This window comes from Rouxiella sp. S1S-2 (assembly GCF_009208105.1).
Lineage (GTDB): Bacteria > Pseudomonadota > Gammaproteobacteria > Enterobacterales > Enterobacteriaceae > Rouxiella.
On the sequence record NZ_WFKL01000001.1, the window covers coordinates 5,001,023 to 5,025,012 of the forward strand.

20 protein-coding genes are annotated in these 23,990 nt (G+C 52.7%); 13 read left to right on the forward strand and 7 right to left on the reverse strand.

Annotated features, from left to right (window positions below; all coding sequences use genetic code 11):
• Positions 1 to 11: 11 nt before the first annotated feature.
• The 7 genes from yhdP to csrD all read right to left on the reverse strand — a co-directional run bounded on the left by yhdP (position 12) and on the right by csrD (position 11,161).
• A complete protein-coding gene (gene yhdP / locus GA565_RS22880) occupies positions 12 to 3,869 on the reverse strand; it encodes an AsmA2 domain-containing protein YhdP (RefSeq protein WP_152201059.1) in 3,858 nt (1,285 codons plus the stop codon).
• A 93-nt stretch (positions 3,870 to 3,962) separates the two neighbouring features.
• Positions 3,963 to 5,432: a ribonuclease G gene (gene rng, locus GA565_RS22885; protein WP_055774308.1), complete on the reverse strand. Its 1,470-nt coding sequence runs from the start codon at positions 5,430 to 5,432 to the stop codon at positions 3,963 to 3,965.
• Entirely contained in the window at positions 5,422 to 6,015 is a 594-nt protein-coding gene (locus GA565_RS22890; protein WP_152201061.1) for a nucleoside triphosphate pyrophosphatase, read from the reverse strand. The genes rng and GA565_RS22890 overlap by 11 nt, the downstream gene beginning before the upstream one ends.
• Before the next feature lie 7 nt (positions 6,016 to 6,022).
• Positions 6,023 to 6,511 (reverse strand): rod shape-determining protein MreD, encoded by a 489-nt coding sequence (gene mreD / locus GA565_RS22895; protein WP_055774304.1) that lies wholly within the window; start codon positions 6,509 to 6,511, stop codon positions 6,023 to 6,025.
• Positions 6,508 to 7,518, reverse strand: coding sequence for a rod shape-determining protein MreC (gene mreC / locus GA565_RS22900; protein WP_152201062.1), 1,011 nt, complete (start codon positions 7,516 to 7,518; stop codon positions 6,508 to 6,510). The genes mreD and mreC overlap by 4 nt, the downstream gene beginning before the upstream one ends.
• 315 nt (positions 7,519 to 7,833) lie before the next feature.
• A complete protein-coding gene (mreB, locus tag GA565_RS22905) occupies positions 7,834 to 8,877 on the reverse strand; it encodes a rod shape-determining protein MreB (protein ID WP_007891976.1) in 1,044 nt (347 codons plus the stop codon).
• A 346-nt stretch (positions 8,878 to 9,223) separates the two neighbouring features.
• Entirely contained in the window at positions 9,224 to 11,161 is a 1,938-nt protein-coding gene (csrD, locus tag GA565_RS22910; RefSeq protein WP_152201064.1) for an RNase E specificity factor CsrD, read from the reverse strand.
• Between the two features lie 277 nt (positions 11,162 to 11,438).
• On the opposite strand from csrD, the gene msrP reads away from it, so the two are divergent.
• The 13 genes from msrP to GA565_RS22975 all read left to right on the forward strand — a co-directional run bounded on the left by msrP (position 11,439) and on the right by GA565_RS22975 (position 23,981).
• Positions 11,439 to 12,440, forward strand: coding sequence for a protein-methionine-sulfoxide reductase catalytic subunit MsrP (msrP, locus tag GA565_RS22915; RefSeq protein WP_152201066.1), 1,002 nt, complete (start codon positions 11,439 to 11,441; stop codon positions 12,438 to 12,440).
• Complete coding sequence (gene msrQ / locus GA565_RS22920) at positions 12,441 to 13,049, forward strand: protein-methionine-sulfoxide reductase heme-binding subunit MsrQ (RefSeq protein ID WP_152201068.1); 609 nt, start codon at positions 12,441 to 12,443, stop codon at positions 13,047 to 13,049.
• Positions 13,050 to 13,287: 238 nt separating this feature from the next.
• On the forward strand, positions 13,288 to 13,740 hold the full coding sequence (aroQ, locus tag GA565_RS22925; RefSeq protein WP_152201070.1) for a type II 3-dehydroquinate dehydratase: 453 nt from the start codon (positions 13,288 to 13,290) through the stop codon (positions 13,738 to 13,740).
• Positions 13,741 to 13,770: 30 nt separating this feature from the next.
• Entirely contained in the window at positions 13,771 to 14,235 is a 465-nt protein-coding gene (gene accB / locus GA565_RS22930; protein ID WP_055774281.1) for an acetyl-CoA carboxylase biotin carboxyl carrier protein, read from the forward strand.
• A gap of 11 nt (positions 14,236 to 14,246) precedes the next feature.
• A complete protein-coding gene (accC, locus tag GA565_RS22935) occupies positions 14,247 to 15,593 on the forward strand; it encodes an acetyl-CoA carboxylase biotin carboxylase subunit (protein WP_055774279.1) in 1,347 nt (448 codons plus the stop codon).
• Between the two features lie 78 nt (positions 15,594 to 15,671).
• Entirely contained in the window at positions 15,672 to 15,914 is a 243-nt protein-coding gene (locus GA565_RS22940) for a YhdT family protein (protein WP_152201710.1), read from the forward strand.
• Positions 15,904 to 17,349 carry a sodium/pantothenate symporter gene (gene panF, locus GA565_RS22945; RefSeq protein WP_152201072.1) on the forward strand — a complete coding sequence of 482 codons (1,446 nt, stop codon included), beginning with the start codon at positions 15,904 to 15,906 and terminating at the stop codon, positions 17,347 to 17,349. The genes GA565_RS22940 and panF overlap by 11 nt, the downstream gene beginning before the upstream one ends.
• 37 nt (positions 17,350 to 17,386) lie before the next feature.
• Positions 17,387 to 18,271 carry a 50S ribosomal protein L11 methyltransferase gene (gene prmA, locus GA565_RS22950; RefSeq protein WP_152201073.1) on the forward strand — a complete coding sequence of 295 codons (885 nt, stop codon included), beginning with the start codon at positions 17,387 to 17,389 and terminating at the stop codon, positions 18,269 to 18,271.
• 318 nt (positions 18,272 to 18,589) lie between these two features.
• The gene (gene dusB / locus GA565_RS22955; RefSeq protein WP_055775252.1) at positions 18,590 to 19,555 is read left to right on the forward strand and encodes a tRNA dihydrouridine synthase DusB; all 966 of its coding nucleotides are present in this window, start codon (positions 18,590 to 18,592) and stop codon (positions 19,553 to 19,555) included.
• A 21-nt stretch (positions 19,556 to 19,576) separates the two neighbouring features.
• On the forward strand, positions 19,577 to 19,873 hold the full coding sequence (fis, locus tag GA565_RS22960) for a DNA-binding transcriptional regulator Fis (protein WP_004097144.1): 297 nt from the start codon (positions 19,577 to 19,579) through the stop codon (positions 19,871 to 19,873).
• A 407-nt stretch (positions 19,874 to 20,280) separates the two neighbouring features.
• Positions 20,281 to 21,204, forward strand: a complete 924-nt coding sequence (gene lpxP, locus GA565_RS22965) for a kdo(2)-lipid IV(A) palmitoleoyltransferase (protein ID WP_152201075.1) — start codon at positions 20,281 to 20,283, stop codon at positions 21,202 to 21,204.
• 478 nt (positions 21,205 to 21,682) lie between these two features.
• Positions 21,683 to 22,708, forward strand: coding sequence for an amino acid ABC transporter substrate-binding protein (locus GA565_RS22970; RefSeq protein ID WP_055774262.1), 1,026 nt, complete (start codon positions 21,683 to 21,685; stop codon positions 22,706 to 22,708).
• Between the two features lie 94 nt (positions 22,709 to 22,802).
• On the forward strand, positions 22,803 to 23,981 hold the full coding sequence (locus tag GA565_RS22975) for an amino acid ABC transporter permease (RefSeq protein WP_055774259.1): 1,179 nt from the start codon (positions 22,803 to 22,805) through the stop codon (positions 23,979 to 23,981).
• Positions 23,982 to 23,990 lie beyond the last annotated feature (9 nt).

Consider the following 23,990-nt stretch of genomic DNA (forward strand, 5'->3'; position numbering starts at 1 on the left):
CGGAGCCGCGCTTATTTAGCCGCAGCGGCCTGAGCATCTTTAGCGGCTTTGGACTGCCGCAAAATCTCGTGGATCTTGGGTTGTTCGATGGTGCCATCAATCTGATAACGGATCAGAGAGATTTTATTCCACAGAGGCGCCAATGCCTTACTGGCGGCAAACACCGCCGCGCCCACGATCGGGTTGATAACGAAGGCGGTAGCAACACCTACGGTGGCTGAAATTTCTGGGGCGACGACGGCCTCAAGATTCAACCGCTGAGTCACCAGATCAACGTTACCGTTAATGGCGATGTCCGCCGCCAGGCCATCCACCAGCAAATCGTTGGTATGGACTACGCCGTCTTTAATCCAGGCCGTCGACTTAATTGAATCAAAGTAGAAGCCCTGCCCAAACGTATCTCTGAAATCGAGTTGAAGCTTGCGCAATAGTGCGTCGAAGCTCACCAGACGCAGCAGTTGTCCCGCACGACCGCCGCCCATATCCATGATTTCACCCTTGCCGAAGTCGGTTTTCAGGGTGCCATTCAAGGTTTTCACGTCTGGCTTCCAGGGTGCATCTTTCCAGTGTAAATCGAAATCGACTTTGAAAGGGGCTTCTTTCAGCGGCGTAGTTACCCCAAGGAACGACGTTGCGCGGTCAATGTTTTTGCCACTGAGCGTGCCTTTCAGGGCGGTGCTGTCATTGTTTTGTGCATCCTGCTTCCAGTCGCCCTGCACATCAAGGCGACCTTCTCCGGTATCAATCAGGCCATTGCGCAGGGTCAACGTATTGCCCTGCGGCGCCAGGTCGGCGTTAACCTTGCGCAGGCTTTGCCCCATGAACCAGCAGGCGTCACAGCGCACATTCAGGGCAGGCCAGTTAGCAAATGAAACGTGGCTGCCGAACGGATTTTGGCTGCCCGTGTCGCCGCTTGCGGTTGCGCCCGCCGTCGACCACTGCGGATTAAAGTAAAGATAGCGCAGATTCGCCAGCCACGGACCGCGGTTGTTCATGTCCAACGAGCCGTCAATCTCTTTGCCCTTGGCTTTAATATGCATGCCGTCGTCGTTTTGAGTCGAGGTCAGCATTAAATCGTTCCACCCCTGTCCCGCTAAGGTAAGACGCGGCGTGGTAACGGTAATTTGATGCGGGAACCCGAAGCCAACCATTTTGCTATTTTCAGTCTGCGTCGCCTTGTCCGGTGAAAGCAGGCCCAGCCAGCTTTCACCATCCAGCGCAGGCAGATGCAGCGTGAGGCTGCTGCTGTCGGGGAGTGCGGGCATTTTAGATGCATTGGCTTCCCACGACGCGCGGTCAAGAGTGAGCTGTTTACCCAGCAGCCAGCGGCTGTTGAAACGGTCTTTCCCTGCCAACACGCCATTGAGGTTAAAGCTTCGTAAATCGCCCTGCACGTTGACCACCAACGGCAGCGAGCGGCCTGCGGTTTTATTCAACGGATTAGGTAAGTGACTGCTTACATTCTTCAGATCCGCCTCGGTGACTGCCTTGTAGGTCGGCGTACCTTTATGCGGTAGCAGAATATCTACTGCACTTTTCCAATTGGCGCTGCCGCCAATTCTTGCCGCAATCTCTTTGGGTAGGCCAGGCAGTTTTGCAGGCTGCCAGTTACCGTTCAATCCGACACTAATCTCATAGTTATCAGGCTGTTCGAACGTTTTAAAGTTAATATTAACCGGCTGACCAAACCAGTTGGCGGTCAACGCATTGCTTTCAAGATTGCCGTTATCAAAGCTAAACTGGCCGTTAAGGTTCTGAATCTTGCTTTCAAGCGGCTTGATGAACAGGCTGTTATTTTTTAAATTCACGCCCCCGGTGGCGCGAACCAGCTGTCCATTCAATGGGATATCAAGATGTAAGCGCCCACTAACACTCCCGCCAATTTGCAGTTGCTGCAATGCCGCACCCAGAGAATCATCCAGCGGTGTCTGCATGAAATAGCTGCCAATGTCGCTGCCCTGCCCAACAATGTCAGCATCAATAAACAGTTTTTCTTTCAGGTAATCGGGAATATTGGCCACGACATTGTTACCTGAGGCGTTGCCAAGCTGAGTATGGGCTGCTTTCATAAACAGGCCGTCATTGAGAAAATCGAGATCGATATCGAGATTGGTCAACGCAGGCCATTCAGGCTGGAACTGGAAGGTAGAATGGCGCAGCGGAACCCAAACCTCAAACTGCCCTTCATTGTGCTTGAAAGGGAAGTCGTGCGGGTTACCATTAAAGCTCAATGTGGCGTTATCAACCTGACCGGCCTGAATTGCCGAACTGAGGTAATCAACCAAATGTTTGCCCATCAGCGTTTCAGGGAAGTAGCGCCAGGCCTGTCCCCCGTCATATACCCGAATACCGGACAAGATTTTCAGCCACGGCTGACCGTTTTTTGCAGCAGGTTGAACATAGCTAAAGCCGCCGGTGGCCCACAGGCCCTTGGCTTTAACGTTGACGTTTTTAGACCACAGCGACCAGCCTGTGTCATTGTTGGTCCAGTCGAAGACGCCGCTGGCCTGGCTGATTTCGAACGGGGCACGGAACATTTCACCGTAGGGCAGCAGGCTGTCTTGCAAGTGGACGCTGAGCTGTCCGCGAGGCACGCTGCCTTGCAGACTGCCGCTGAAATGATTCACGCCCGGCAGCAGCTCCCAGCGCTGCCAGCCCACGTCGTGCCACTTCATGTTAAAGCGGGTCTGGTCCGGCTGCTTAAGTGGGATATCCAGCGCCAGTTGGTCAATCATGCCGGTCGGCTTGAGGTCTTTCCAGCGCTCAAGTAGCGCAGGCGTCAGGAATGAGATGGTGGGAATAAGCGGCCCAATTCTTTCCAGCTGAATATTCGTGCCGCGCAGGCGCAGCTCTTCAAGCTGGTTAGGACCCAGGAATTGGGTATTAGTGGTAATGCCGTTTTCAGGCAGATAAAGCGCGCTGAGTGCCCCTTTTGGCCACACCTGACCGTCAGTTTTCAAATTTAGCTGAGGTGTGCCAACCTGCCAACCGTTGCCCTGACGATTGCCGTACAGGCTAAGATTATCGACATCAAGCCGGTGCGATTGCTCGTCAGTATGCCAAACCGCCTCGCCTTTCTTGACCTGAATATCGCCGGCAAAAACCTGCCCATCGCGCACGGTAAGCCAGGCCGCCAGGCTGAAATTAGCACTTTCAAGGCCGGTATTGCTGCGCAGCCAGCGGCTAAACCACGGCTTCATGTCAATGTCGTCAGCCTGCAGGTAGATTTTACCTTCATTAAGCAGGCCGTCGTTGTCGTTCAAGTCCATGCGCAGTTGAACCACGCCGTGCTGGCCGTTGAAGCTCGATAATCCCAGCTGCCCTTCGGCGCGGTGCCGGTTAGTCGAGTTCAGCCAGGTCATTTGCTGAATATCAAACTCGGCGCGCGGGCCCGAAGGGGTAAGGAAGGTGATGCGGCTATTGCGCAAGTCAAAATGGTCGACCTGCTTGAGGAAAATATCGCTGATACGATTCGCACCAATAGAGCTACCGTGATTGTCGCCACCGCCTAAGGTTGAATTCAAATCAAGCTGTAGATTGTAGAAAGTCAGATCGCGGAACTGCCAGCGCAGATGCAGCAGCGACTGCCATACGTCCAGCGCCAGCGTGATGCGTTCAACCTTCCACGAAGAGTCCGGCAGGGTAATTGCCAGATTTTTGACCTCCAGCGTCGGGCCAAAGGTTTTCCAACTGCCCTCGACCTGAGAAAGGCTCACGGGCACACCGGTCATGGACGAAATTTTATCGACAATTGGCTGCTGGAAACGATTAAGCTGAGGCAGTGCCAGGCGTAATCCACTGATCGCCAACGCGACGATAACAACAATCGTCGCGAAGCTGGTTAGCAGTATCCCGGGCAGTCGCCTCACACTTATCTCCTTGTCTTGCATTGCGTACCCTGGCTTTCAATACCTTCGATTTCAATGAAAATGGCCGCAAATTTTCGGCCAAAAAAATGTAATTTACATCATCACCACGTCAAACTGCTCCTGACTGTACAGGGGCTCGATTTGAACTTTGACTTGTTTGCCGACGAAGATTTCGACTTCTGCCAGTGCGTGAGACTCTTCGCCTTTCAGGGCCTCTCCCACCGCGACGGAGGCATAAACCAGGAATCTGTCGGCGTCATAGGCGTGATGCACGCGAACGATTTCACGCAAAATTTCATAGCACACTGTCTCGACGGTTTTCACCGTACCGCGCGCGTGGCAGGTTGGACAATCGCTGCACAGCACATGCTCCACGCTTTCACGGGTTCGTTTACGGGTCATTTCGACCAAACCCAGTGCCGAAAATCCGTGGATCCCGGTTTTAACGCGATCCTTCGACAACGCCTGCTCCAAAGAGTGCAGAACGCGGCGACGGTGCTCGTCATTCGACATATCGATAAAGTCGATGATGATGATACCGCCCAAATTACGCAGTCGAAGCTGGCGTGCAATGGCCTGAGTAGCTTCGGTATTGGTATTGAAGATGGTTTCTTCAAGATTGCGATGCCCCACGAACGCACCGGTGTTGATGTCGATAGTGGTCATGGCTTCGGTCTGATCGATAATCAGATACCCACCGGACTTAAGCTCGACTTTACGCTCCAGCGCGCGCTGGATTTCATTTTCAACGTCATAGAGGTCAAAAATCGGCTGCTTGCCGCTGTAGTGCTCGAGCTTGTCGGTCAGCTCCGGCATGTATTCACCGGTAAACTCGGTTAGCAGCTCATAGGTCAGACGTGAATCGACGCGGATACGGTTCAACTCTTGGCCGGTAAAGTCGCGCAGTACTCGGTGTGCCAAGGCCAGTTCGCCATAAAGTTTGCACTTGGTGATATTACGGCGCTTGCGCTCCATTACCTTGGTCCACAGGCGCTTGAGGTAGGCGGCGTCCTGAGACAACTCTTCTTCACCCACGCCCTCAGCGGCGGTGCGGATAATGTAGCCCCCCTGCTCATCGCAATAGGCAGAAACGATACGCTTAAGACGGTCACGCTCGGCTTCGCTTTCAATACGCTGCGACACGCCAACATGGGCAGCACCCGGCATGAAAACCAGATAGCGAGAAGGCAAAGTGATGTCGGTAGTCAGGCGCGCGCCTTTGGTGCCCAGCGGATCTTTCACCACCTGAACCATCAAATCTTGCCCCTGATGAACCAACTCGACGATATCGCGGACGTTGAATTTTTTTTGCTCATCGCGCGCCACACACTCAGTGTGAGGCATGATGTCGGAAGCATGAAGAAAGGCCGCTTTTTCGAGACCAATATCAACAAAAGCCGCCTGCATACCGGGCAGAACACGGCTCACGCGACCTTTGTAAATATTGCCTGCAATCCCGCGCTTAGCCTCCCGCTCGATGTGGATCTCTTGCAGGATCCCGCCGTCAATGTAGGCTACCCGAGTTTCTGATGGGGTCACATTAACCAGTAATTCAGCCGTCATGCTTTCTCCTAAGAACGCGTAATGCAACAAAATTACTGTACAGTTCCTGGGTCTCGACCAGAGGAAGCCCAACGACTGCATAGTAACTGCCGCGAATCTCACGGACGAAACATCCGCCCTTTCCTTGAATACCGTATGCCCCTGCTTTATCCATGGGCTCACCGCTCGAAATATAGTGCTGAATATCCTCAGAGGATAGCGTTCTGAAGGTGACATCAGTCACAACCATCGCCGTAAGATGTCTCTCTGCATCGGCAAAGGCGATAGCGGTCATCACCTGATGCTGACGCCCTGACAGCGCCGCCAGCATTTCAGCAGCCTGCAGAATATCGACGGGTTTTTCCAGAACGCGGCCATCAAGCACCACAATAGTGTCTGCGCCCAATACCGGCAAGTCCCGAGGCGCCACGGCCACCCCGGCTTTGGCTTTATCCAACGCCAAACGCTGAACATAAACGTCAGGTGTTTCACCGGACTGACGCTCTTCAGCCACCTCAGTCGTCAGCCGTTCGAAAGGCAATTCCAGCACCGTTAACAACTCACGACGACGCGGCGAACCCGATGCGAGATAAAGTAAAGTCATAAAACCCTTATTGTACGGCAAACTGACGGCGGATTTTACGCATCAGCAGGAACAGCCAAGGCCACAGCACGCCGTCAACCACGCTGCTCCAGAAAATCTGCGGTCTGAAAGAGACATTAACCACCAGGAATTCGGCCCAGAAGACAATCACGTTTACCGCCATCGACAGCAGCATGACGATCAGCGCCTGCTGCCATAATGCCATATTGCGGAACAGCTGAAACTTGAAGGCCACCAAATAAGCGGTGATAGCCAATGCCAGTGCACGAACACCCAGTGTTGAACCCAACACCAGATCCATCATGAAGCCCACCAGAAAGCCGGTGCCAACGTTAACGCGATGCGGCAGCGCCATCACCCAATAAATCAGGATAAGCATCAGCCACGACGGGCGGAACATATAGAGTTGGTCAGGCCACGGCATTACCTGTAATAACATCGCTATGATAAAGGATAGCCAAATAATCCAGCGTCCGTGGCTCCGATAGCCGTTCATCGTCTGCCACCGTGCGTTGTTACAGGCGTGGCAACAGGTGCTGTTACCGTGCCGGTTGCCGGAGCAGGCACTGGCGCGGGCGGCCCCATCTCATTAGCCGGTGGCAATACTTGTGGCATCATCTGCATCAGACGCTCGTTGGCAATGCGGTGTACTTCTTCCGGTGACATCGGTTTTTCACCGTTGCGATCTGCGCCCCACAGCAGCAGCAGATAGCGCAGACGCTGCAGGCCCGCAGTTGGACGCGCCTGAATAACAGTATAGGCACGCTGATTGTCGACTTTAACCGATGACACTACCGCAACCGGATACCCTTCAGGGAAACGGCCGCCAAGTCCTGATGTCACCAGCACATCGCCCACGCGAATATCGGTATTGGCCGGTAAATGTTCGAGTTGGAGATCGTCAGCACAGCCGCTACCGGCGGCAATAACGCGAATATCGTTGCGCAGTACCTGAATTGGGATAGCGTGAGATGCATCGCAGATAAGCAATACGCGGCTGGTCACGGCGGCAACGGCAATAACTTGACCGACAACGCCTTTGTCACTGATAACCGGTTGACCTACGTAAACACCCGTGTTGCTACCTTTATCGATAACCACCTGATCGCTATAAGGATCATTGCTGGTCGACAGAACCTGCGCCACCATTTTGTGTTCATCCTGACGCAGCGGTGATCCCAGCAGTTCGCGCAGTCGGGCGTTCTCCTGCTTGAATTGACCCAACAGCAGCAGATCGCTGTTTTTCAGCAGCAGTTCCTGGCGCAGAGCACGGTTTTCGAGTTCAAGCTGTTGGCGAGTTGCCAGCGTTTGGGAGACGTTATCCAGGAATTCTCTTGGCGCATTGGACAAGAAGTAGAAAGGGCTGACGGCAGTATCCATGTAGGTGCGGATCTGGACGAAGGTACCTACCTTACTGTCGGCAAAAATCAGGACGATGGCCGTGAGAATAGCCAAAAAAAGTCGCAACTGCAGAGACGGACCTCTGCTAAAAATAGGCTTCATAAAATATGCGAGTTCCTCGGCAACGGGAAATTTCAGCCGATCTGAGCGAAACAATACCCTAACAGGAATGGTAGCAGGTATAAAACGGTGCAGACGGACACGCAGGAAAACAGGCCTGAACCCGTAAAGGTTCAGGCGTAGCGTCACAATCCGTTCAGACACTCAAACTTAGACACTGCGGGCTTAGCCACAGGGGCAGCCCTCTCTTCCGCGGCAGGCTAGTTTTCACTATTCCCGACGTAGTTGAAGCTGCACCGGCGTTAACACGCGAGCTGCACCCTCAATTACCTTGGGCATACACTACTCTTGGGAGGCTTATTCTTCGCTGAAGAGGTCGCCGCCGTGCATGTCGATCATTTCCAATGCTTTACCACCGCCGCGCGCAACGCAGGTCAGCGGATCTTCTGCTACTACCACAGGAATACCGGTTTCTTCCATCAGCAGGCGATCGAGGTTACGCAGCAATGCGCCACCACCGGTCAGTACCATGCCGCGCTCGGAGATATCGGACGCCAACTCTGGTGGACACTGTTCCAGTGCAACCATCACCGCGCTCACGATACCGGTCAACGGTTCCTGCAGGGCTTCGAGAATTTCGTTGGAGTTCAGCGTGAAACCACGCGGTACGCCTTCTGCCAGGTTACGACCGCGCACTTCAATCTCGTGCACTTCATCACCTGGATAAGCAGAACCGATGCCGTGCTTGATGCGCTCGGCGGTCGCTTCACCAATCAGTGAACCATAGTTGCGGCGCACGTAATTAATGATGGCTTCATCGAAACGGTCGCCACCAATGCGCACGGATGAGGAGTAAACCACTCCGTTCAGGGAGATAACGGCCACTTCGGTCGTACCACCGCCGATATCAACAACCATAGAACCGGTTGCCTCGGAAACCGGCAGGCCTGCGCCGATTGCAGCGGCCATTGGCTCTTCAATCAGGAAGACTTCACGTGCGCCTGCACCCTGTGCAGATTCACGAATTGCACGACGCTCAACCTGCGTCGCGCCAACTGGCACACATACCAATACGCGCGGGCTTGGGCGCATAAAGCTGTTGCTGTGAACCTGTTTAATAAAGTGTTGCAACATTTTTTCAGTCACGAAGAAGTCGGCGATCACGCCGTCTTTCATTGGACGAATAGCCGCAATGTTGCCTGGAGTACGTCCAAGCATCTGTTTTGCATCATGGCCCACGGCCGCAACGCTTTTAGGTGAACCAGCACGATCCTGACGAATAGCCACAACTGATGGCTCATTCAACACGATGCCTTGTCCTTTTACATAAATAAGGGTATTGGCAGTACCCAGGTCGATGGACAAGTCGTTGGAAAACATGCCGCGAAATTTCTTAAACATAACGAAAGGATAATCCTGCAAGCTGGGGGCGGAAAATAAAATCTGCCTACTTTACCAACCACACGAAGCAGCGACAAGGCGCAAAAACGTTCTGCTTCGGTGAAAATTGTCAGCAACGTTCGCTACTTAACTTGGTGATTAAATACACTGAGGAAGAAACTTGAATCCCAGATTCAGGTTAACTCGCACAGGCAACGGTTAAGTCGCGGACGGTGCACATAAATTCTTACACTTTACCCGACATAACTCAGCGCATACGGTAGAAATAATGCACTAAAACGGGCGCCCTAATGTGCAAATGGCAGGGCTGCGCCATTCTACGTTAAATTTTCCCGTTGGGATCAGTTTAAACCCCGTGGTTGTGTGAATATTTTTTTCCGACCGGGTCGATGACCTGTGGCGTAGCAAAAAAATCACCCTGACCGCCGTGGATTCCGTTTTCCAACAGGACCAGCCATTCGTCAATACTGCGAACGCCGGAGGCGTAGACCTTGGCCTGCGTGCCCTTACAGGCGCTCAGCAGACTTTGCACAAATAGTTGATTTTCAACCCGCTTATCAATATCGCGGACCAATCCGGGGTGAAGTTTTACCCGTTCAATCGGGAAAGACTTCAGATAGGACGTGCTTACTACAGTCAGCCCGGCCTGAGAAACGGCCAATCTGCACCCTAAACCCTGCAACAATCGCAGTGCCGGACGCAGACGGTCGATATGTTGACAGAGATCGGCCTCTGCAAGTTCAATAAGAATTCGATTTCTCTGCGATTTTTCACACTGGAGCAACACATCACGCAGCCAGCGCACAAAAGATCGTTGTAATAATGAATCAACGGTGAGGTGAAATGCCAGCGTCTCGTCCGGCCATTGGGTCAGTAACGGAATAATCTGACCAATCATGCGGCGATCGAAGCTTTGCGACAGGCCAAACTGGGTGACCAGCGGAATAAATTCGGCGGCGAGCAGCTCACGCGTGCCGTCAAATATGCGGCGCTGCACTTCACGATGGTCCAAAACACCGGCCTTGTTCATCGCCGGTTTCTGATACAACCTAGGTCCGCCGCGTGCCAGCGTGTCTTCAAGCAAGGTGCGCCAACGAACGCTACCGCGCCCTTTTTCAGGGACGTTACTGTCATAAACCAGCCAACCGTTGCTGCCCTGGAAGGCAGCATTACGCGTGGCCTGCTCCGCGGAGTCCATCACTTCTTCCAGCGTCTGGCCATAGCGATAGCTGCTGATACCTATATATAGCAGCGCATCGCGGTCGATAATCGAAGAGGACGGCAACACGCCCACCGCCTTCACCAACTGCGCGGCCATCACTTCGGCCTCTTTCAAGGTGCTGTGCGGGAGCAGAACTGCAAAATCACTGTGGTAGTAGCGCGCCAGAAGTGCCGAGGGGTATCGCATGACAAACGTCGACAGCAAATTGACCATGGAAGACATTAAGTCTTTAACCAGCGCCTGCCCGTGCGTATCGCGCAGCGTATCGAAATCGGGCAGGCGAATCAGCATGAGAATTCCGTAGGCGCCCTCTTCTTCCAGTTCGGTAGTGAGCTGATTGTCAAAGAACAACCGATTGCTAAGTCCGGTTTTGGCATCCTGCTGTGCATAGGCGCGAATTAACGTGTCCACGCGGCTGCGCTGTTCGCGCGCTTCACCGAGGTCTACCAGCAGTTTATCGATTGCGGCGCTGGCCCGCTGCGGCCACTCCCTGACGTCACCCAAAGGAAGGTTGTCACGCTGGCCGCGTAAAATGCGCGATGCGCGATCTTCGAGCCGCTCAAGCCCCGAAGTTTGCAGCCGCAGCCAGCGAAAGCTCGACAGCGTAGCGATAATAATCAGCAGGATGGCAAAACTGATGTAAAGCGTGGTGCGCATCGAGCGGGCATAGCTGCTTACCGGGTCCAGATACACCACTTTCATGCTCAGGTCGGGATGCTGTAACAGCGGAAGATGCTCGGTAAGCAAGTCGGGAATATGGCTGTCCCAGTCAGTGTCTTTTTGTGGTGAATTGTCATGGCTATAAACCGGCCCACTGTTTGCAACAACCTGAACCTGGCGAATATCGAGCTGGTTCATCACCAGCGGTAACCAGCTATGCAACGAAGCGGGAGGATTGGACAGCAGACTTTGGTCGACAGAGGTCGACAGCGCGCGTAAATGCTGCTCGGAATTCTGTTTATTGAGATAAACAAAGCTGAACGTCACGCCCACCAGCATCAAAAAAACGGTGAGTGCGACCAGCATTGTAATCATCGCATATAATCTGGTAGTAAATCGCATCCCTGTGCCTTACTCAGTTTATGTGGTTTGTTACGCAAATTGTCCTGCCTAACTGCAGGCGTATATAAATAGCATAGCAAGAGCGGGTTTCATCAATTCACATTTCTTATGTATCTGCAGCGGCTACCCAATTTCTGGCGCAGGCCTGCGAAATTTCGTATTTTCTCGCGCTGCCTCGCTAAACCCCTATTTTAGCGTCATGCTGTATTAAATAATAAAAGTAATTGTAACTCACCCGATGCCGTTCGCGACTCAGGGTCATTTACCGGAGCATGTCATGAGCAATAAAAAGGTGTTAACCGAAGCCGACGTTACCCCAGAGAGCATCTTCCACGATCGCCGAAAAGTCCTGCAGGCGCTGGGACTTGGCGCCGCATCTTTAGCCTTGCCATCCACTTCTCAGGCCGATGTGCTTTCGTGGTTCAAGGGGAACGATCGCCCGAAACCACCGCCGGGCAAACCGCTCGATTTTACCAAGCCGGCCATGTATCAAGCGGATTTACCGCTCACGCCCGAGGACAAAGTTACCGGCTATAACAATTTTTACGAATTTGGTCTGGATAAGGCCGATCCTGCTGCCAATGCCGGTCAGTTGCCAACATCGCCCTGGAAAATCACCATTGACGGCGAAGTCGCCAAGCCGATGACGCTCGACATGGACGACATTCTTAAACGCTTCCCGCTGGAGCAGCGTATTTACCGCATGCGCTGTGTAGAGGCCTGGTCAATGGTGGTGCCGTGGGTCGGATTCCCGCTCAGTGCGCTGCTGAAATGGGTTGAGCCGACCAGCGATGCCCGCTTTGTGGCCTTCACCACATTATACGATCCTGAACACATGCCGGGCCAGAAAGACCGTTTTATCGGCGGGGGTCTTAATTATCCTTACGTTGAAGGCCTGCGTCTTGATGAAGCGATGAACCCGCTGGCGCTGATGTCGGTCGGCGTTTATGGTAAAAGCATGCCACCGCAAAATGGTGCACCTATCCGCCTGACTATTCCGTGGAAATACGGCTTTAAGGGCATCAAGTCAATCGTACACATTCGCCTGGTGAAAGACCAACCGCCCACCACCTGGAATCAGATTGCCTCAAACGAATACGGCTTTTATGCCAATGTGAACCCGCACGTCGATCACCCTCGCTGGTCGCAGGCAACTGAGCGTTTTATCGGTTCTGGCGGTATTCTCGACGTTAAACGCCAGCCTACCCTGCTGTATAACGGCTATGAAAAAGAGGTGGGGCATTTGTACCGCGGATTGGATTTGCGAGCGAATTACTGAATGAAGATACCGCGCCTGACACTTAAACAGATAACCTGGCTCAAGGTGTTAATCCATTTGGCGGCCTTTTTGCCGCTGTTGTGGATAATCCTTTCTATTAACCAGGGCTGGTTTAGCGCCGACCCTGCAAAAGATATCCAGCATTTTACCGGCAGAATGACCTTGAAGCTGCTGCTGGCCAGCCTGCTTGTTACGCCCGTGGCACGCTATGGCAAACAGCCACTGCTGATCCGCGTCCGTCGGTTGATAGGATTATGGTGTTTTGCCTGGGCGAGTCTTCATTTGCTGAGTTATTCATTCCTCGAACTTGGGATCAATAATCTCGGCCTGCTCGGCAGCGAGCTGATTTCGCGTCCGTATTTAACGCTGGGGATCATTAGCTGGTTTATTTTGCTGTTTCTGGCCGCAACGTCTACGCTATGGTCACAGCGTAAGTTAGGGAAAAAATGGCAGATTCTGCATAATGGCGTTTATGTGGTAGCGATATTGGCCCCCATCCATTATTTGTGGTCGGTAAAGACTTATTCGCCACAACCGATCATTTATGCGCTAATTGCGGCGATCTTGCTGCTACTTCGCTACAAGAAGTTCCGTCAGTGGTTTAGATAACGTTCTGAACCTCGCGGCGATCCCCTTTAAATCTTCCCAATGTAACCCTCAGTTTCAAACTGGGGGTTGATAATCTTCGCTGATAAGACCAGTATTTGGCTGCGAATTGCCTCGATATGGTTATAATACAGCCCTCCCTAAGAAAAGTCTGGGTTGATTTGTCATGAAATAGGTGACAAATTGGCGTCATCAAGGTATTTTCTTCGACCTCGTACTAATCGCAGGAGATAGGCTCATAATGGCGCATAAGTTTGACATTTTGCTTCTCAACGGTCCCAACCTTAATTTGCTGGGAACGCGTGAGCCAGAAACCTACGGAAGTACCACGCTTAACGATATTGTTAAAGGTTTGGAACAGCAGGCCGCCGCAGCTGACGTTGCGTTAAGCCATCTGCAATCTAACGCAGAGCACCTCCTGATTGACAGGATCCATCAGGCCCGGGGAAACACCGATTTTATTTTGATCAATCCCGCAGCCTTTACCCATACCAGCGTGGCGCTTCGTGACGCACTGTTGGCGGTGCAAATCCCGTTCATCGAGATCCACCTCTCCAACGTTCATGCCCGCGAAGCATTCAGACACCATTCATATCTTTCCGATATCGCGGTGGGCGTTATCTGCGGACTTGGCGCAGATGGCTACCATTTTGCTTTACAGGCAGCGGTTAACCGCTTGTCAAAATCCAATTAATTACCTGCATAAGAGTACGGAATCACACCCATGGATATTCGTAAAATCAAAAAACTGATCGAACTGGTTGAAGAATCAGGCATTTCTGAACTGGAAATTTCTGAAGGTGAAGAGTCAGTACGCATCAGCCGCGCAGCACCACAACAAGCTTACCCAATGATGCAACAGGCTTACGCCATGCCTGCTCCACAGCAGCCAGCTCTGGCTACCGCGGTTGCCCCTGCGGCACCGGCTGAAGCCGCTGCACCTGCAGCCATCAGCGGCCATATCGTTCGTTCACCGATGGTAGGCACCTTCTACCGTACGCCAAGCCCGGATGCAAAAGCATTCATCGAAGTTGGCCAGCGCGTAAACGTAGGTGACACTCTGTGCATCGTTGAAGCAATGAAAATGATGAACCAGATCGAAGCGGACAAATCTGGCGTGGTTAAAGCCATTCTGATTGAAAGCGGCCAACCGGTTGAGTTCGACGAGCCGCTGGTCGTCATCGAATAACGAGGCGTACCATGGATAAAATTGTAATCGCTAACCGCGGCGAGATTGCCCTGCGCATTTTGCGTGCCTGTAAAGAACTGGGCATCAAAACCGTCGCCGTGCACTCCACTGCTGACCGCGACCTGAAGCACGTGCTGCTGGCAGACGAAACTGTCTGTATCGGTCCTGCACCTTCAGTCAAAAGCTATTTGAATATTCCGGCGATCATCTCTGCTGCTGAAATTACTGGCGCAGTGGCGATTCACCCGGGATACGGTTTTCTGTCTGAGAATGCTGATTTTGCTGAACAAGTTGAACGTTCAGGCTTTATCTTCATCGGCCCGAGAGCTGAAACTATTCGCCTGATGGGTGACAAAGTTTCTGCCATCAACGCGATGAAGAAAGCCGGCGTACCTTGCGTTCCTGGCTCCGACGGTCCCTTGACTGAAGACATGGAAAAGAACCGCGCTTTCGGTAAGCGCATTGGTTATCCGGTCATCATCAAAGCGTCCGGCGGCGGCGGCGGTCGTGGTATGCGCGTTGTTCGCGCAGAGAAAGACCTCGAGCAGTCCATTAACATGACGCGTGCTGAAGCCAAAGCGGCTTTCAACAACGACATGGTTTACATGGAAAAATACCTGGAAAACCCACGCCATATCGAAATTCAGGTATTGGCCGACGGTCAGGGCAACGCCATCTATCTGGCCGAGCGCGACTGCTCCATGCAGCGCCGTCACCAGAAAGTCGTTGAAGAAGCGCCAGCACCGGGCATCACTGCCGAGATGCGTCGCTACATCGGCGAGCGTTGTTCAAAAGCCTGCGTAGACATTGGCTACCGTGGCGCGGGTACTTTCGAGTTCCTGTACGAAAACGGCGAGTTCTATTTCATCGAAATGAACACCCGTATTCAGGTTGAGCATCCGGTGACCGAAATGATCACCGGCGTTGATTTGATTAAAGAGCAGCTGCGCATCGCCGCAGGTCAGCCTTTGTCTATCAAGCAGGATGAAGTGCGTATTCAGGGCCACGCCGTTGAGTGTCGTATCAACGCCGAAGACCCGAACACCTTCCTGCCAAGCCCGGGCAAAATCACCCGCTTCCATGCGCCAGGTGGTTTTGGTGTGCGTTGGGAATCACATATTTACGCCGGCTACACTGTGCCTCCGTATTATGATTCCATGATCGGCAAACTGATCACTTACGGCGAAAATCGCGACGTGGCGATCTCCCGTATGAAAAATGCCCTGGCAGAACTTATCATCGACGGCATCAAAACCAACGTTGATCTGCAGTTGCGCATCATGAACGACGAGAACTTCCAGCACGGTGGAACCAATATCCACTATCTGGAGAAAAAGCTCGGATTGCAGGAAACTTAAGCCTCCGCACCTCTGGAGCGTAGAGTAAGGCCGGATATGTTCCGGCCTTTTTTTCGTTAGGAGTACACGTGTATGCATGTGGACAAACGCTTCTTGCAAGCGAACCGCGAGGCACGTTGGGCCTTTGGTCTTACTCTCGCCTATCTACTCGCCTGGTCGCTGGCCGCCTATTTGCCCAACGATGCTCAAGGTGTCACCGGCCTTCCCCACTGGTTTGAAATGTCCTGCCTGTTGGTTCCGCTGATTTTTGTGCTGTTGAGCTGGATTATGGTGCACGTTATTTATCGTGATATCCCGCTGGAGGATACGCATGCAGACTGAAGTTTTGCTGCCACTGGTCGCCTACCTGCTGCTGGTATTTGGCCTATCGGTTTTTGCCTACACCCGTCGCCAGCAGGGCAGCTTCCTGACCGAATATTTTCTCGGTAACCGTTCCATGGGCGGCTTCGTGCTCGCCATGACCCTTACCGCGACCTACATCAGTGCCAGCTCGTTTATCGGGGGTCCCGGCGCGGCCTATAAATACGGACTTGGTTGGGTATTGCTGGCGATGATCCAGCTTCCGGCAGTGTGGCTATCGCTGGGGGTGTTGGGCAAAAAATTTGCGATTCTGGCCCGCCGTTATAACGCGGTCACCCTTAATGACATGCTCTATGCCCGCTACAAAAGCCGTCTGCTGGTGTGGCTTGCCAGCCTGAGCCTGCTGGTTGCCTTCCTCGGTGCCATGACCGTGCAGTTTATCGGCGGCGCTCGATTGCTCGAAACCGCGGCCGGTATTCCCTACGACACCGGACTGCTGATCTTTGGCGTCAGCATCGCGCTTTATACCTCGTTCGGCGGTTTTCGCGCCAGCGTGCTCAACGATGCCATGCAGGGCCTGGTGATGCTGCTGGGCACGGTTCTGCTGCTGGTGGCGGTGATCCACGCCGCCGGTGGACTGCACAGCGCGGTCGATAAACTCCAGCACATTGATCCGCAGCTGGTCTCGGTTCACGGCGCTGATAACGTGCTGTCGCTGCCGTTTATGGCCTCGTTTTGGGTTCTGGTATGCTTTGGCGTGATAGGTTTGCCGCACACGGCAGTGCGCTGTATTTCTTATCGCGACAGCAAAGCCGTGCATCGCGGCATTGTTCTTGGCACGCTAGTGGTGGCCATTCTGATGTTCGGCATGCACCTCTCCGGCGCGCTGGGTCGCGCAATTTTGCCCGACCTTAAAATTCCCGATCAGGTCATTCCCACGCTGATGATCACCGTACTGCCCCCTTGGGCTGCCGGTATCTTTCTGGCGGCGCCAATGGCGGCCATTATGTCGACGATTAACGCGCAGTTGCTGCAGTCTTCGGCTACCATCGTTAAAGACCTTTATCTTGGCGTCAGACCCGCCCAACTGCGCAATGAGCGCCTGCTCAAGCGCTTCTCGAGTCTGGCGACGCTAGTGCTGGGACTGCTGGTGGTGCTGGCCGCATGGCATCCGCCGCAGATGATTATCTGGCTCAATCTGCTCGCCTTTGGTGGCCTTGAAGCGGTATTTCTGTGGCCGCTGGTGCTCGGCCTCTATTGGGAGCGCGCCAACGCAATGGGCGCACTGTGCTCAATGATCGTTGGCGGCGTTTGTTATACCCTGTTGGCCAGTATCGACCTGCATATTGCAGGCCTGCACCCTATTGTTCCGTCGCTGCTGCTTGGCCTGCTGGCTTTTTATATCGGCAACAAACTGGGCGAGAGCCGCCGTACAAACGCGCTGACGTCATCTTGAAACGTCAGCCAAAACAAATTGTTATAAGAGAATGGTTATGCCTTGGATCCAACTGAAAATTAATACAAATGCCCAGGATGCAGAGACGCTGAGCGACGCGCTTATCGAAAGCGGCGCCGTCTCTGTCACCTTCCTGGATACCCATGACAATCCTGTATTTGAGCCGCTGCCTGGCGAAACCCTGCTATGGGGCGATACCGATGCCATCGGCCTGTATGACGCCGAAACCGACATGGACAGTGTCATTGCCATCCTTGAGAACGAGCCGCTGCTGGGCAAAAATTTCGCCCATAAAATCGAGCAGCTCGAAGACAAAGACTGGGAGCGCGAGTGGATGGACAACTTCCATCCGATGCGCTTTGGCGAACGCCTGTGGATTTGTCCAAGCTGGCGCGACGTGCCGGACCCAACGGCGGTGAACGTGATGCTCGACCCCGGCCTGGCGTTTGGTACTGGCACCCATCCAACAACCGCGATGTGTCTGCAATGGCTCGACGGGCTGGACCTGCAAGGTAAAACCGTGATCGATTTCGGCTGCGGCTCTGGCATTTTGGCTATCGCCGCGTTGAAACTGGGCGCCGCACAGGCCATCGGAATTGATATTGACCCACAAGCGATCCAGGCAAGCCGTGATAATGCGCAGCGTAACGGCGTGTCAGAGCGCTTGTCGCTTTATCTGCCTCAGGACCAGCCCGACAACCTGTCTGCCGACGTGGTGGTCGCCAACATCCTTGCAGGGCCACTGCGCGAGCTTGCACCGCTTATCAGCGTGCTGCCGGTAGCGGGAGGTCATCTTGGCCTTTCGGGCGTGCTGGCAAGTCAGGCAGCGAGCGTTGCACAAGCCTATCAGGCAACCTTCGACCTTGACCCGATTGCCGAGAAAGAAGAATGGTGCCGTATCACCGGCGTCAAGAAGGCGTAAAACTGTACAAATTTTAGCAATATTGTGGACCGCGTCACTGAAATGACGCGGTTATTGCTACTTGAAACGGCAATTTTCACCTTAGATTCCGCTGTTATAAGCCGCATAACTAGCGATAAGTAAGTAAATTATCGAAGCGCACAATTTGACCATTCTTTATTAACCAACTGTTTTTGATGGATAAAATATTTTTAAACGAGGTCACCCTCGTGTAAAGGTGCTTTTTCTTACGCAATTGGTTAAAGTTTGGCCTTTCATATCCTGCAAAAAATGCGTAATATACGCGCCCTTGCGGACTTCAGTATGGTCTTTCCTAGTATGCGCATTGGACACCACCAGCTTACAAATTGCCTGATTGCCGCCCCAATGGCCGGTATAACAGACCGACCGTTTCGAGCCTTATGTCATTCAATGGGTGCTGGGATGGCAGTATCCGAAATGCTCTCCTCTAATCCAGAGGTGTGGCGAACGGATAAGTCGCGTTTGCGCATGGTACATAGTGATGAGTCAGGAATTCGCGCCGTGCAGATTGCCGGTTGTGACCCTGAAGATATGGCCGCCGCCGCCCGTATTAACGTGGAGGCAGGTGCTCAGATCATTGATATCAATATGGGTTGCCCAGCCAAGAAAGTGAACCGCAAACTGGCAGGCTCTGCGTTGCTACAGTACCCGAGTCTCGTTGAACAGATTTTACGGTCAGTGGTAAACGCAGTGGATGTGCCAGTCACGTTGAAAATTCGTACTGGTTGGGATCCGGAAAACCGTAATTGTGTACAAATTGCCCAATTGGCTGAAAACTGTGGTATTCAGGCCCTGACTATTCATGGCCGAACCCGTGCCTGCCTCTTCAATGGAGAAGCAGAGTACAACAGTATTCGGACAGTTAAGCAGAGTGTCTCCATTCCGATTATCGCGAATGGCGACATAACTGACCCGCATAAAGCCAGGGCGGTGCTCGACTACACTGGAGCTGATGCTCTGATGATAGGCCGTGCCGCTCAGGGGAGACCCTGGATCTTCCGGGAAATCCAGCATTATCTGGACACAGGGGAGCTGTTACCGCCGCCACCACTTGGGGAAGTACAGCGCTTGATGATAGGGCACGTACGGGAACTGCACGACTTTTATGGTCAAGGCAAAGGATTCCGTATCGCCCGTAAGCATGTCTCCTGGTATTTACAGGAACATGCCCCGAATGACCAGTTTCGGCGCTCCTTCAACGCCATAGAGGATGCCAGCGAACAGCTGGAGGCGTTGGAAGCATATTTCGAAAATCTTGCGTAACAAAAAAGAGCTGACAGAACTATGTTCGAACAACGCGTGAATTCTGATGTACTGACCGTGTCTACCGTTAATTCTCAGGATCAGGTAACTCAAAAACCCCTGCGTGACTCGGTAAAACAAGCACTTAAGGGCTATTTTGCTCAACTGAACGGTCAGGACGTCAATGACCTGTATGAGTTGGTACTGGCTGAAGTTGAACAGCCACTGCTGGACATGGTGATGCAGTACACCCGTGGCAACCAGACTCGTGCAGCCCTGATGATGGGTATTAACCGCGGTACTCTGCGTAAGAAATTGAAAAAATACGGCATGAACTGATACTAATCAGTTAAGTATTTGAGAAAAGGCGCTTTTATCGAAAGATAAAGCGCCTTTTTGTTTTTGAGTGATGCGCCATGACTCATCAATTTGTTTTTTTGTTGAGAATTTACAATCGTACATAAACCGTACATAAACTTTGCACTATTAGGATGATTCCTCGCTCTTTAACCTTTGGGTATCGTGATATACTCCACGTCAAGAGTCGAATTCGCCCCGCCAATCGCCTACGGATAGCCTTTTAGCCCCGCGATCCCGCCTTTTAATGTAAAGATTCGAGAAGATTGTGATTTCCCACAACTAATTCCGGAAACGGTAGTCCGAATATTTGCAAACCAAGTACGTATCGCGATTGTGCTACTGCTGACGCGCTACGCAAATTCACTCATATTGATGATTGAAATTACATGACTGCTCCAATCCAATGCTTTAAAAAGTCATTTTTACATCCACGTTACTGGTTGACCTGGTTTGGCCTCGGCGTGCTCTTTTTACTGGTTCAACTGCCTTATCCCGTTCTGTATCGACTGGGTGTCTGGTTAGGCCGCACTTCTATGCGTTTTTTAAAGCGCCGCGTGTCAATTACGCGCCGTAACCTGCAGCTGTGTTTTCCGGACATGGACCCGGACCTGCTAGAACGCAAAATTGTCAGCAATTTCGAATCCCTCGGCATGGGCCTTTTAGAAACCGGCATGGCCTGGTTCTGGTCTGATGCGCGGGTTAAACGCTGGTTTGACGTTAGCGGACTCAATTACCTGAAGCTGGCCCAGAAAAATAACCAGGGCGTGCTGATTATTGGCGTACATTTTATGTCGCTTGAGCTGGGTGGCCGCGCCATGGGACTCTGCCAGCCGATGATGGCGATGTATCGTCCGCACAACAATAAAGTGATGGAATTTGTTCAAACCTGGGGCCGCATGCGCTCCAACAAGGCGATGCTCGACCGCAAAGACCTGCGCGGAATGGTTCACGCCCTCAAGCGCGGCGAAGCCGTCTGGTTTGCTCCCGATCAGGATTACGGCCCACGCGGCAGTGTTTTTGCTCCCCTGTTTGCCGTCGACCAGGCAGCGACGACCAGCGGCACCTACATGCTGGCGCGTTTGGCTAAGCCGGCGTTGGTTTCAGTGGTTCTGGTACGTAAAGACAAAGGCGCGGGCTATGACCTGGTTATCCAGCCAGAGTTGAGAGATTATCCTATTGATGATGAACTCGCCGCCGCCGCCTACATGAATCGCGTGGTAGAAAAAGAGATTATGCGTGCGCCCGAGCAGTATCTGTGGTTACACCGCCGTTTCAAAACACGTCCAGAAGGCGCACCGTCGCTGTATTAGCGAATACTCGCCCGTTCGATTAAAGCCCGATGCCCAGCGTCGGGCTTTTTTTATGCCAGCAAAACACTGCGCCACCCGCCCACGCCTGTGTAGAAATCTTTCATAGCATCTCGCGGTAATTCCCTGCCGAAAAATCTGATCACATCCCCAATTCATTTTTCTTCTGAATATTACCGAATGTTATCAAAATCACGTAAGAGGTATTTAAAATCCTCTAAAAGTTGAACATTGCGCACCATTTTGCAGCAAAGCCGTTTACAACGCGCCAAAATAGGTCAATAAATCTCCTGACGCGCAGTAATGTTACTGTGCAATCCCTCCACGGTACCTGATTGCTAAGTGTTTTCAATGTTGGCACTCCCTTTGCTTTAGCCGTTTTGCTCGTACGATTCTGAGCAGAGGGCTTTGCCCCATAAACAGACAGGGTGCTCTGCACTCATAAAATAATAATTTTCGCTCTCGCCTCACAGGACGATTTATGAAAAAAATATTGCTCTCAACGATGATTGCCGCTGCAAGTTTTGTCACCCTGGCCGGGCAGGCTCACGCTGGAACGACGCTGGACGCGATTAAGAAAAACGGTTTTATCAAATGCGGTATCAGTGACGGTTTACCTGGCTTCTCTTCAAAAGACGATAAAGGCAACATTACCGGGCTCGACGTAGACGTTTGTCGCGCGATTGCCGCCGCCGTTTTTGGTGATGCAACAAAAGTAAAATACACCCCGCTGACAGCAAAAGAGCGTTTTACTGCCCTGCAATCGGGTGAAGTCGATATTCTCTCCCGTAACACCACCTGGACCTCATCCCGCGATGGCGGCATGGGCATGATTTTCGCTGGCGTTAATTACTACGACGGCATCGGCTTCCTGACGCATAAGAAAGCCGACCTTAAAAGCGCGAAAGAGTTGGATGGCGCAACCGTTTGTCTGCAGGCCGGTACGGATACCGAGCTGAACGTGGCCGACTACTTCAAAGCCAATAAAATGACCTTTACGCCAGTCACCTTCGACCGTTCGAGCGACAGCGCTAAAGCGCTCGAGTCTGGCCGTTGCGATACCCTCTCTTCTGACCAGTCCCAGCTGTATGCGCTGCGTCAGTCTCTGAGCAAGCCTGACGACTACATCGTGCTGCCAGAAGTTATCTCCAAAGAACCTCTGGGACCGGTAGTACGTCGCGGTGACGAAGATTGGCTGGAAATTGTGCGCTGGTCACTGTTCGCCATGCTCAATGCCGAAGAGATGGGCGTGACCTCTAAAAACGTGGACGCGATGGCCGCTAATCCGACGACGCCAGACATGTCCAACCTGCTGGGTAAAACCGGTAAATATGGCGAAGACCTGAAGCTGCCAAATGACTTCGTGGTCAAAATTGTTAAACAAGTCGGCAACTACGGTGAAAGCTTCGACCGCAACGTCGGTGCAGGCAGCCCGCTGAAAATTGCTCGCGGTCAGAATGCCCTGTGGAACAAAGGCGGCATCCAGTACGCACCACCCGTTCGTTAATTCCTGCCGGATGGCGGCACGTGAGTTCACCCTGACGTGCCGCCTCCACCAAGACCTGTAACACTCGAATTACCGCATACTGAGGCTGTCTCTTATGTCGCAACGCCCAACCGAAAAAGTCGCGTTCTCACTGCGTAATCCTGCAGTTCGCGCCTGGCTGTACCAAATTATTGCGGTGTTGCTGCTGGTTGCCTGCATGGGCTACCTGTTACACAACACGATTACCAACCTAACGACGCGAGGGATCACCTCGGGATTTGATTTCTTGAGCCGCGGTGCCGGTTTTGGCATCGTCCAACACTTAATAAGTTATGACGAAGGCGACACCTACGGGCGCGTCTTTTTTATCGGCCTGCTGAATACCTTGCTGGTTTCTGCACTGTGCATCGTTTTTGCGTCGATTCTCGGCTTTGTTGTCGGATTAGGGAGACTTTCCGATAACTGGCTTATCCGCAAACTCTGTACCGTTTACATCGAAACGTTCCGCAATATTCCGCCGCTGCTGCAAATCTTCTTCTGGTATTTTGCCGTATTGCGCAACCTGCCGGGGCCAAGGCAGAGCATGAACGCCTTTGATACGGTGTTTGCCAGCAACCGTGGCCTTTATTTGCCTTCGCCAGAAATGGCGGCGGGATTCTGGGCCGCGCTGATTGCCGTGGTACTGGCCGTTGGCGGCATCCTGTTTCTGAAACGTTATAACCATTTTCGCCAGATTCATACCGGCCTGGTGTGGCGCATCTGGCCGTGGTGCGTACTGATGCTGATCCTGTTTCCGGCGGTGGCGCAGCTGATTTTTGGGCCTGCGTTGCACTGGGACATTCCAAAACTGAAAGGGTTTAACTTCGGCGGCGGCATGGTGTTGATCCCCGAACTTGGCGCGCTGACGCTGGCGCTGTCGGTGTATACCTCCACGTTTATTGCCGAAGTGATCCGCTCAGGCATTCAGTCCGTTTCCTACGGTCAGCACGAAGCGGCGCGTTCGCTGGGTTTGCCTAATCCGGTCACGCTTCGTCAGGTTATTTTGCCGCAGGCCATGCGAGTGATCATTCCACCGCTCACCAGCCAGTATCTAAATATCGTCAAAAACTCCTCACTGGCCGCGGCCATCGGTTATCCAGACATGGTGTCGCTGTTTGCCGGTACGGTGCTCAATCAGACCGGACAGGCGATTGAAACTATCGCCATCACCATGTCGGTTTATCTGATTATCAGCCTGGGAATTTCGTTCTTGATGAACCTATATAATCGACGCATCGCGTTGGTTGAGCGTTAAGGGAAACGA

Excerpts from the sequence above, each read along its gene's own strand:
- msrP (WP_152201066.1), top strand. The coding sequence starts at position 11,439 with ATGAGCAATAAAAAGGTGTTAACCGAAGCCGACGTTACCCCAGAGAGC.
- aroQ (WP_152201070.1), top strand. The coding sequence starts at position 13,288 with ATGGCGCATAAGTTTGACATTTTGCTTCTCAACGGTCCCAACCTTAAT.
- GA565_RS22970 (WP_055774262.1), top strand. The coding sequence starts at position 21,683 with ATGAAAAAAATATTGCTCTCAACGATGATTGCCGCTGCAAGTTTTGTC.
- rng (WP_055774308.1), bottom strand. The coding sequence starts at position 5,432 with ATGACGGCTGAATTACTGGTTAATGTGACCCCATCAGAAACTCGGGTA.
- panF (WP_152201072.1), top strand. The coding sequence starts at position 15,904 with ATGCAGACTGAAGTTTTGCTGCCACTGGTCGCCTACCTGCTGCTGGTA.
- prmA (WP_152201073.1), top strand. The coding sequence starts at position 17,387 with ATGCCTTGGATCCAACTGAAAATTAATACAAATGCCCAGGATGCAGAG.
- GA565_RS22975 (WP_055774259.1), top strand. The coding sequence starts at position 22,803 with ATGTCGCAACGCCCAACCGAAAAAGTCGCGTTCTCACTGCGTAATCCT.
- fis (WP_004097144.1), top strand. The coding sequence starts at position 19,577 with ATGTTCGAACAACGCGTGAATTCTGATGTACTGACCGTGTCTACCGTT.
- GA565_RS22890 (WP_152201061.1), bottom strand. The coding sequence starts at position 6,015 with ATGACTTTACTTTATCTCGCATCGGGTTCGCCGCGTCGTCGTGAGTTG.
- lpxP (WP_152201075.1), top strand. The coding sequence starts at position 20,281 with ATGACTGCTCCAATCCAATGCTTTAAAAAGTCATTTTTACATCCACGT.
- csrD (WP_152201064.1), bottom strand. The coding sequence starts at position 11,161 with ATGCGATTTACTACCAGATTATATGCGATGATTACAATGCTGGTCGCA.
- accC (WP_055774279.1), top strand. The coding sequence starts at position 14,247 with ATGGATAAAATTGTAATCGCTAACCGCGGCGAGATTGCCCTGCGCATT.
- mreC (WP_152201062.1), bottom strand. The coding sequence starts at position 7,518 with ATGAAGCCTATTTTTAGCAGAGGTCCGTCTCTGCAGTTGCGACTTTTT.
- dusB (WP_055775252.1), top strand. The coding sequence starts at position 18,590 with ATGCGCATTGGACACCACCAGCTTACAAATTGCCTGATTGCCGCCCCA.
- mreB (WP_007891976.1), bottom strand. The coding sequence starts at position 8,877 with ATGTTTAAGAAATTTCGCGGCATGTTTTCCAACGACTTGTCCATCGAC.
- msrQ (WP_152201068.1), top strand. The coding sequence starts at position 12,441 with ATGAAGATACCGCGCCTGACACTTAAACAGATAACCTGGCTCAAGGTG.
- accB (WP_055774281.1), top strand. The coding sequence starts at position 13,771 with ATGGATATTCGTAAAATCAAAAAACTGATCGAACTGGTTGAAGAATCA.
- mreD (WP_055774304.1), bottom strand. The coding sequence starts at position 6,511 with ATGAACGGCTATCGGAGCCACGGACGCTGGATTATTTGGCTATCCTTT.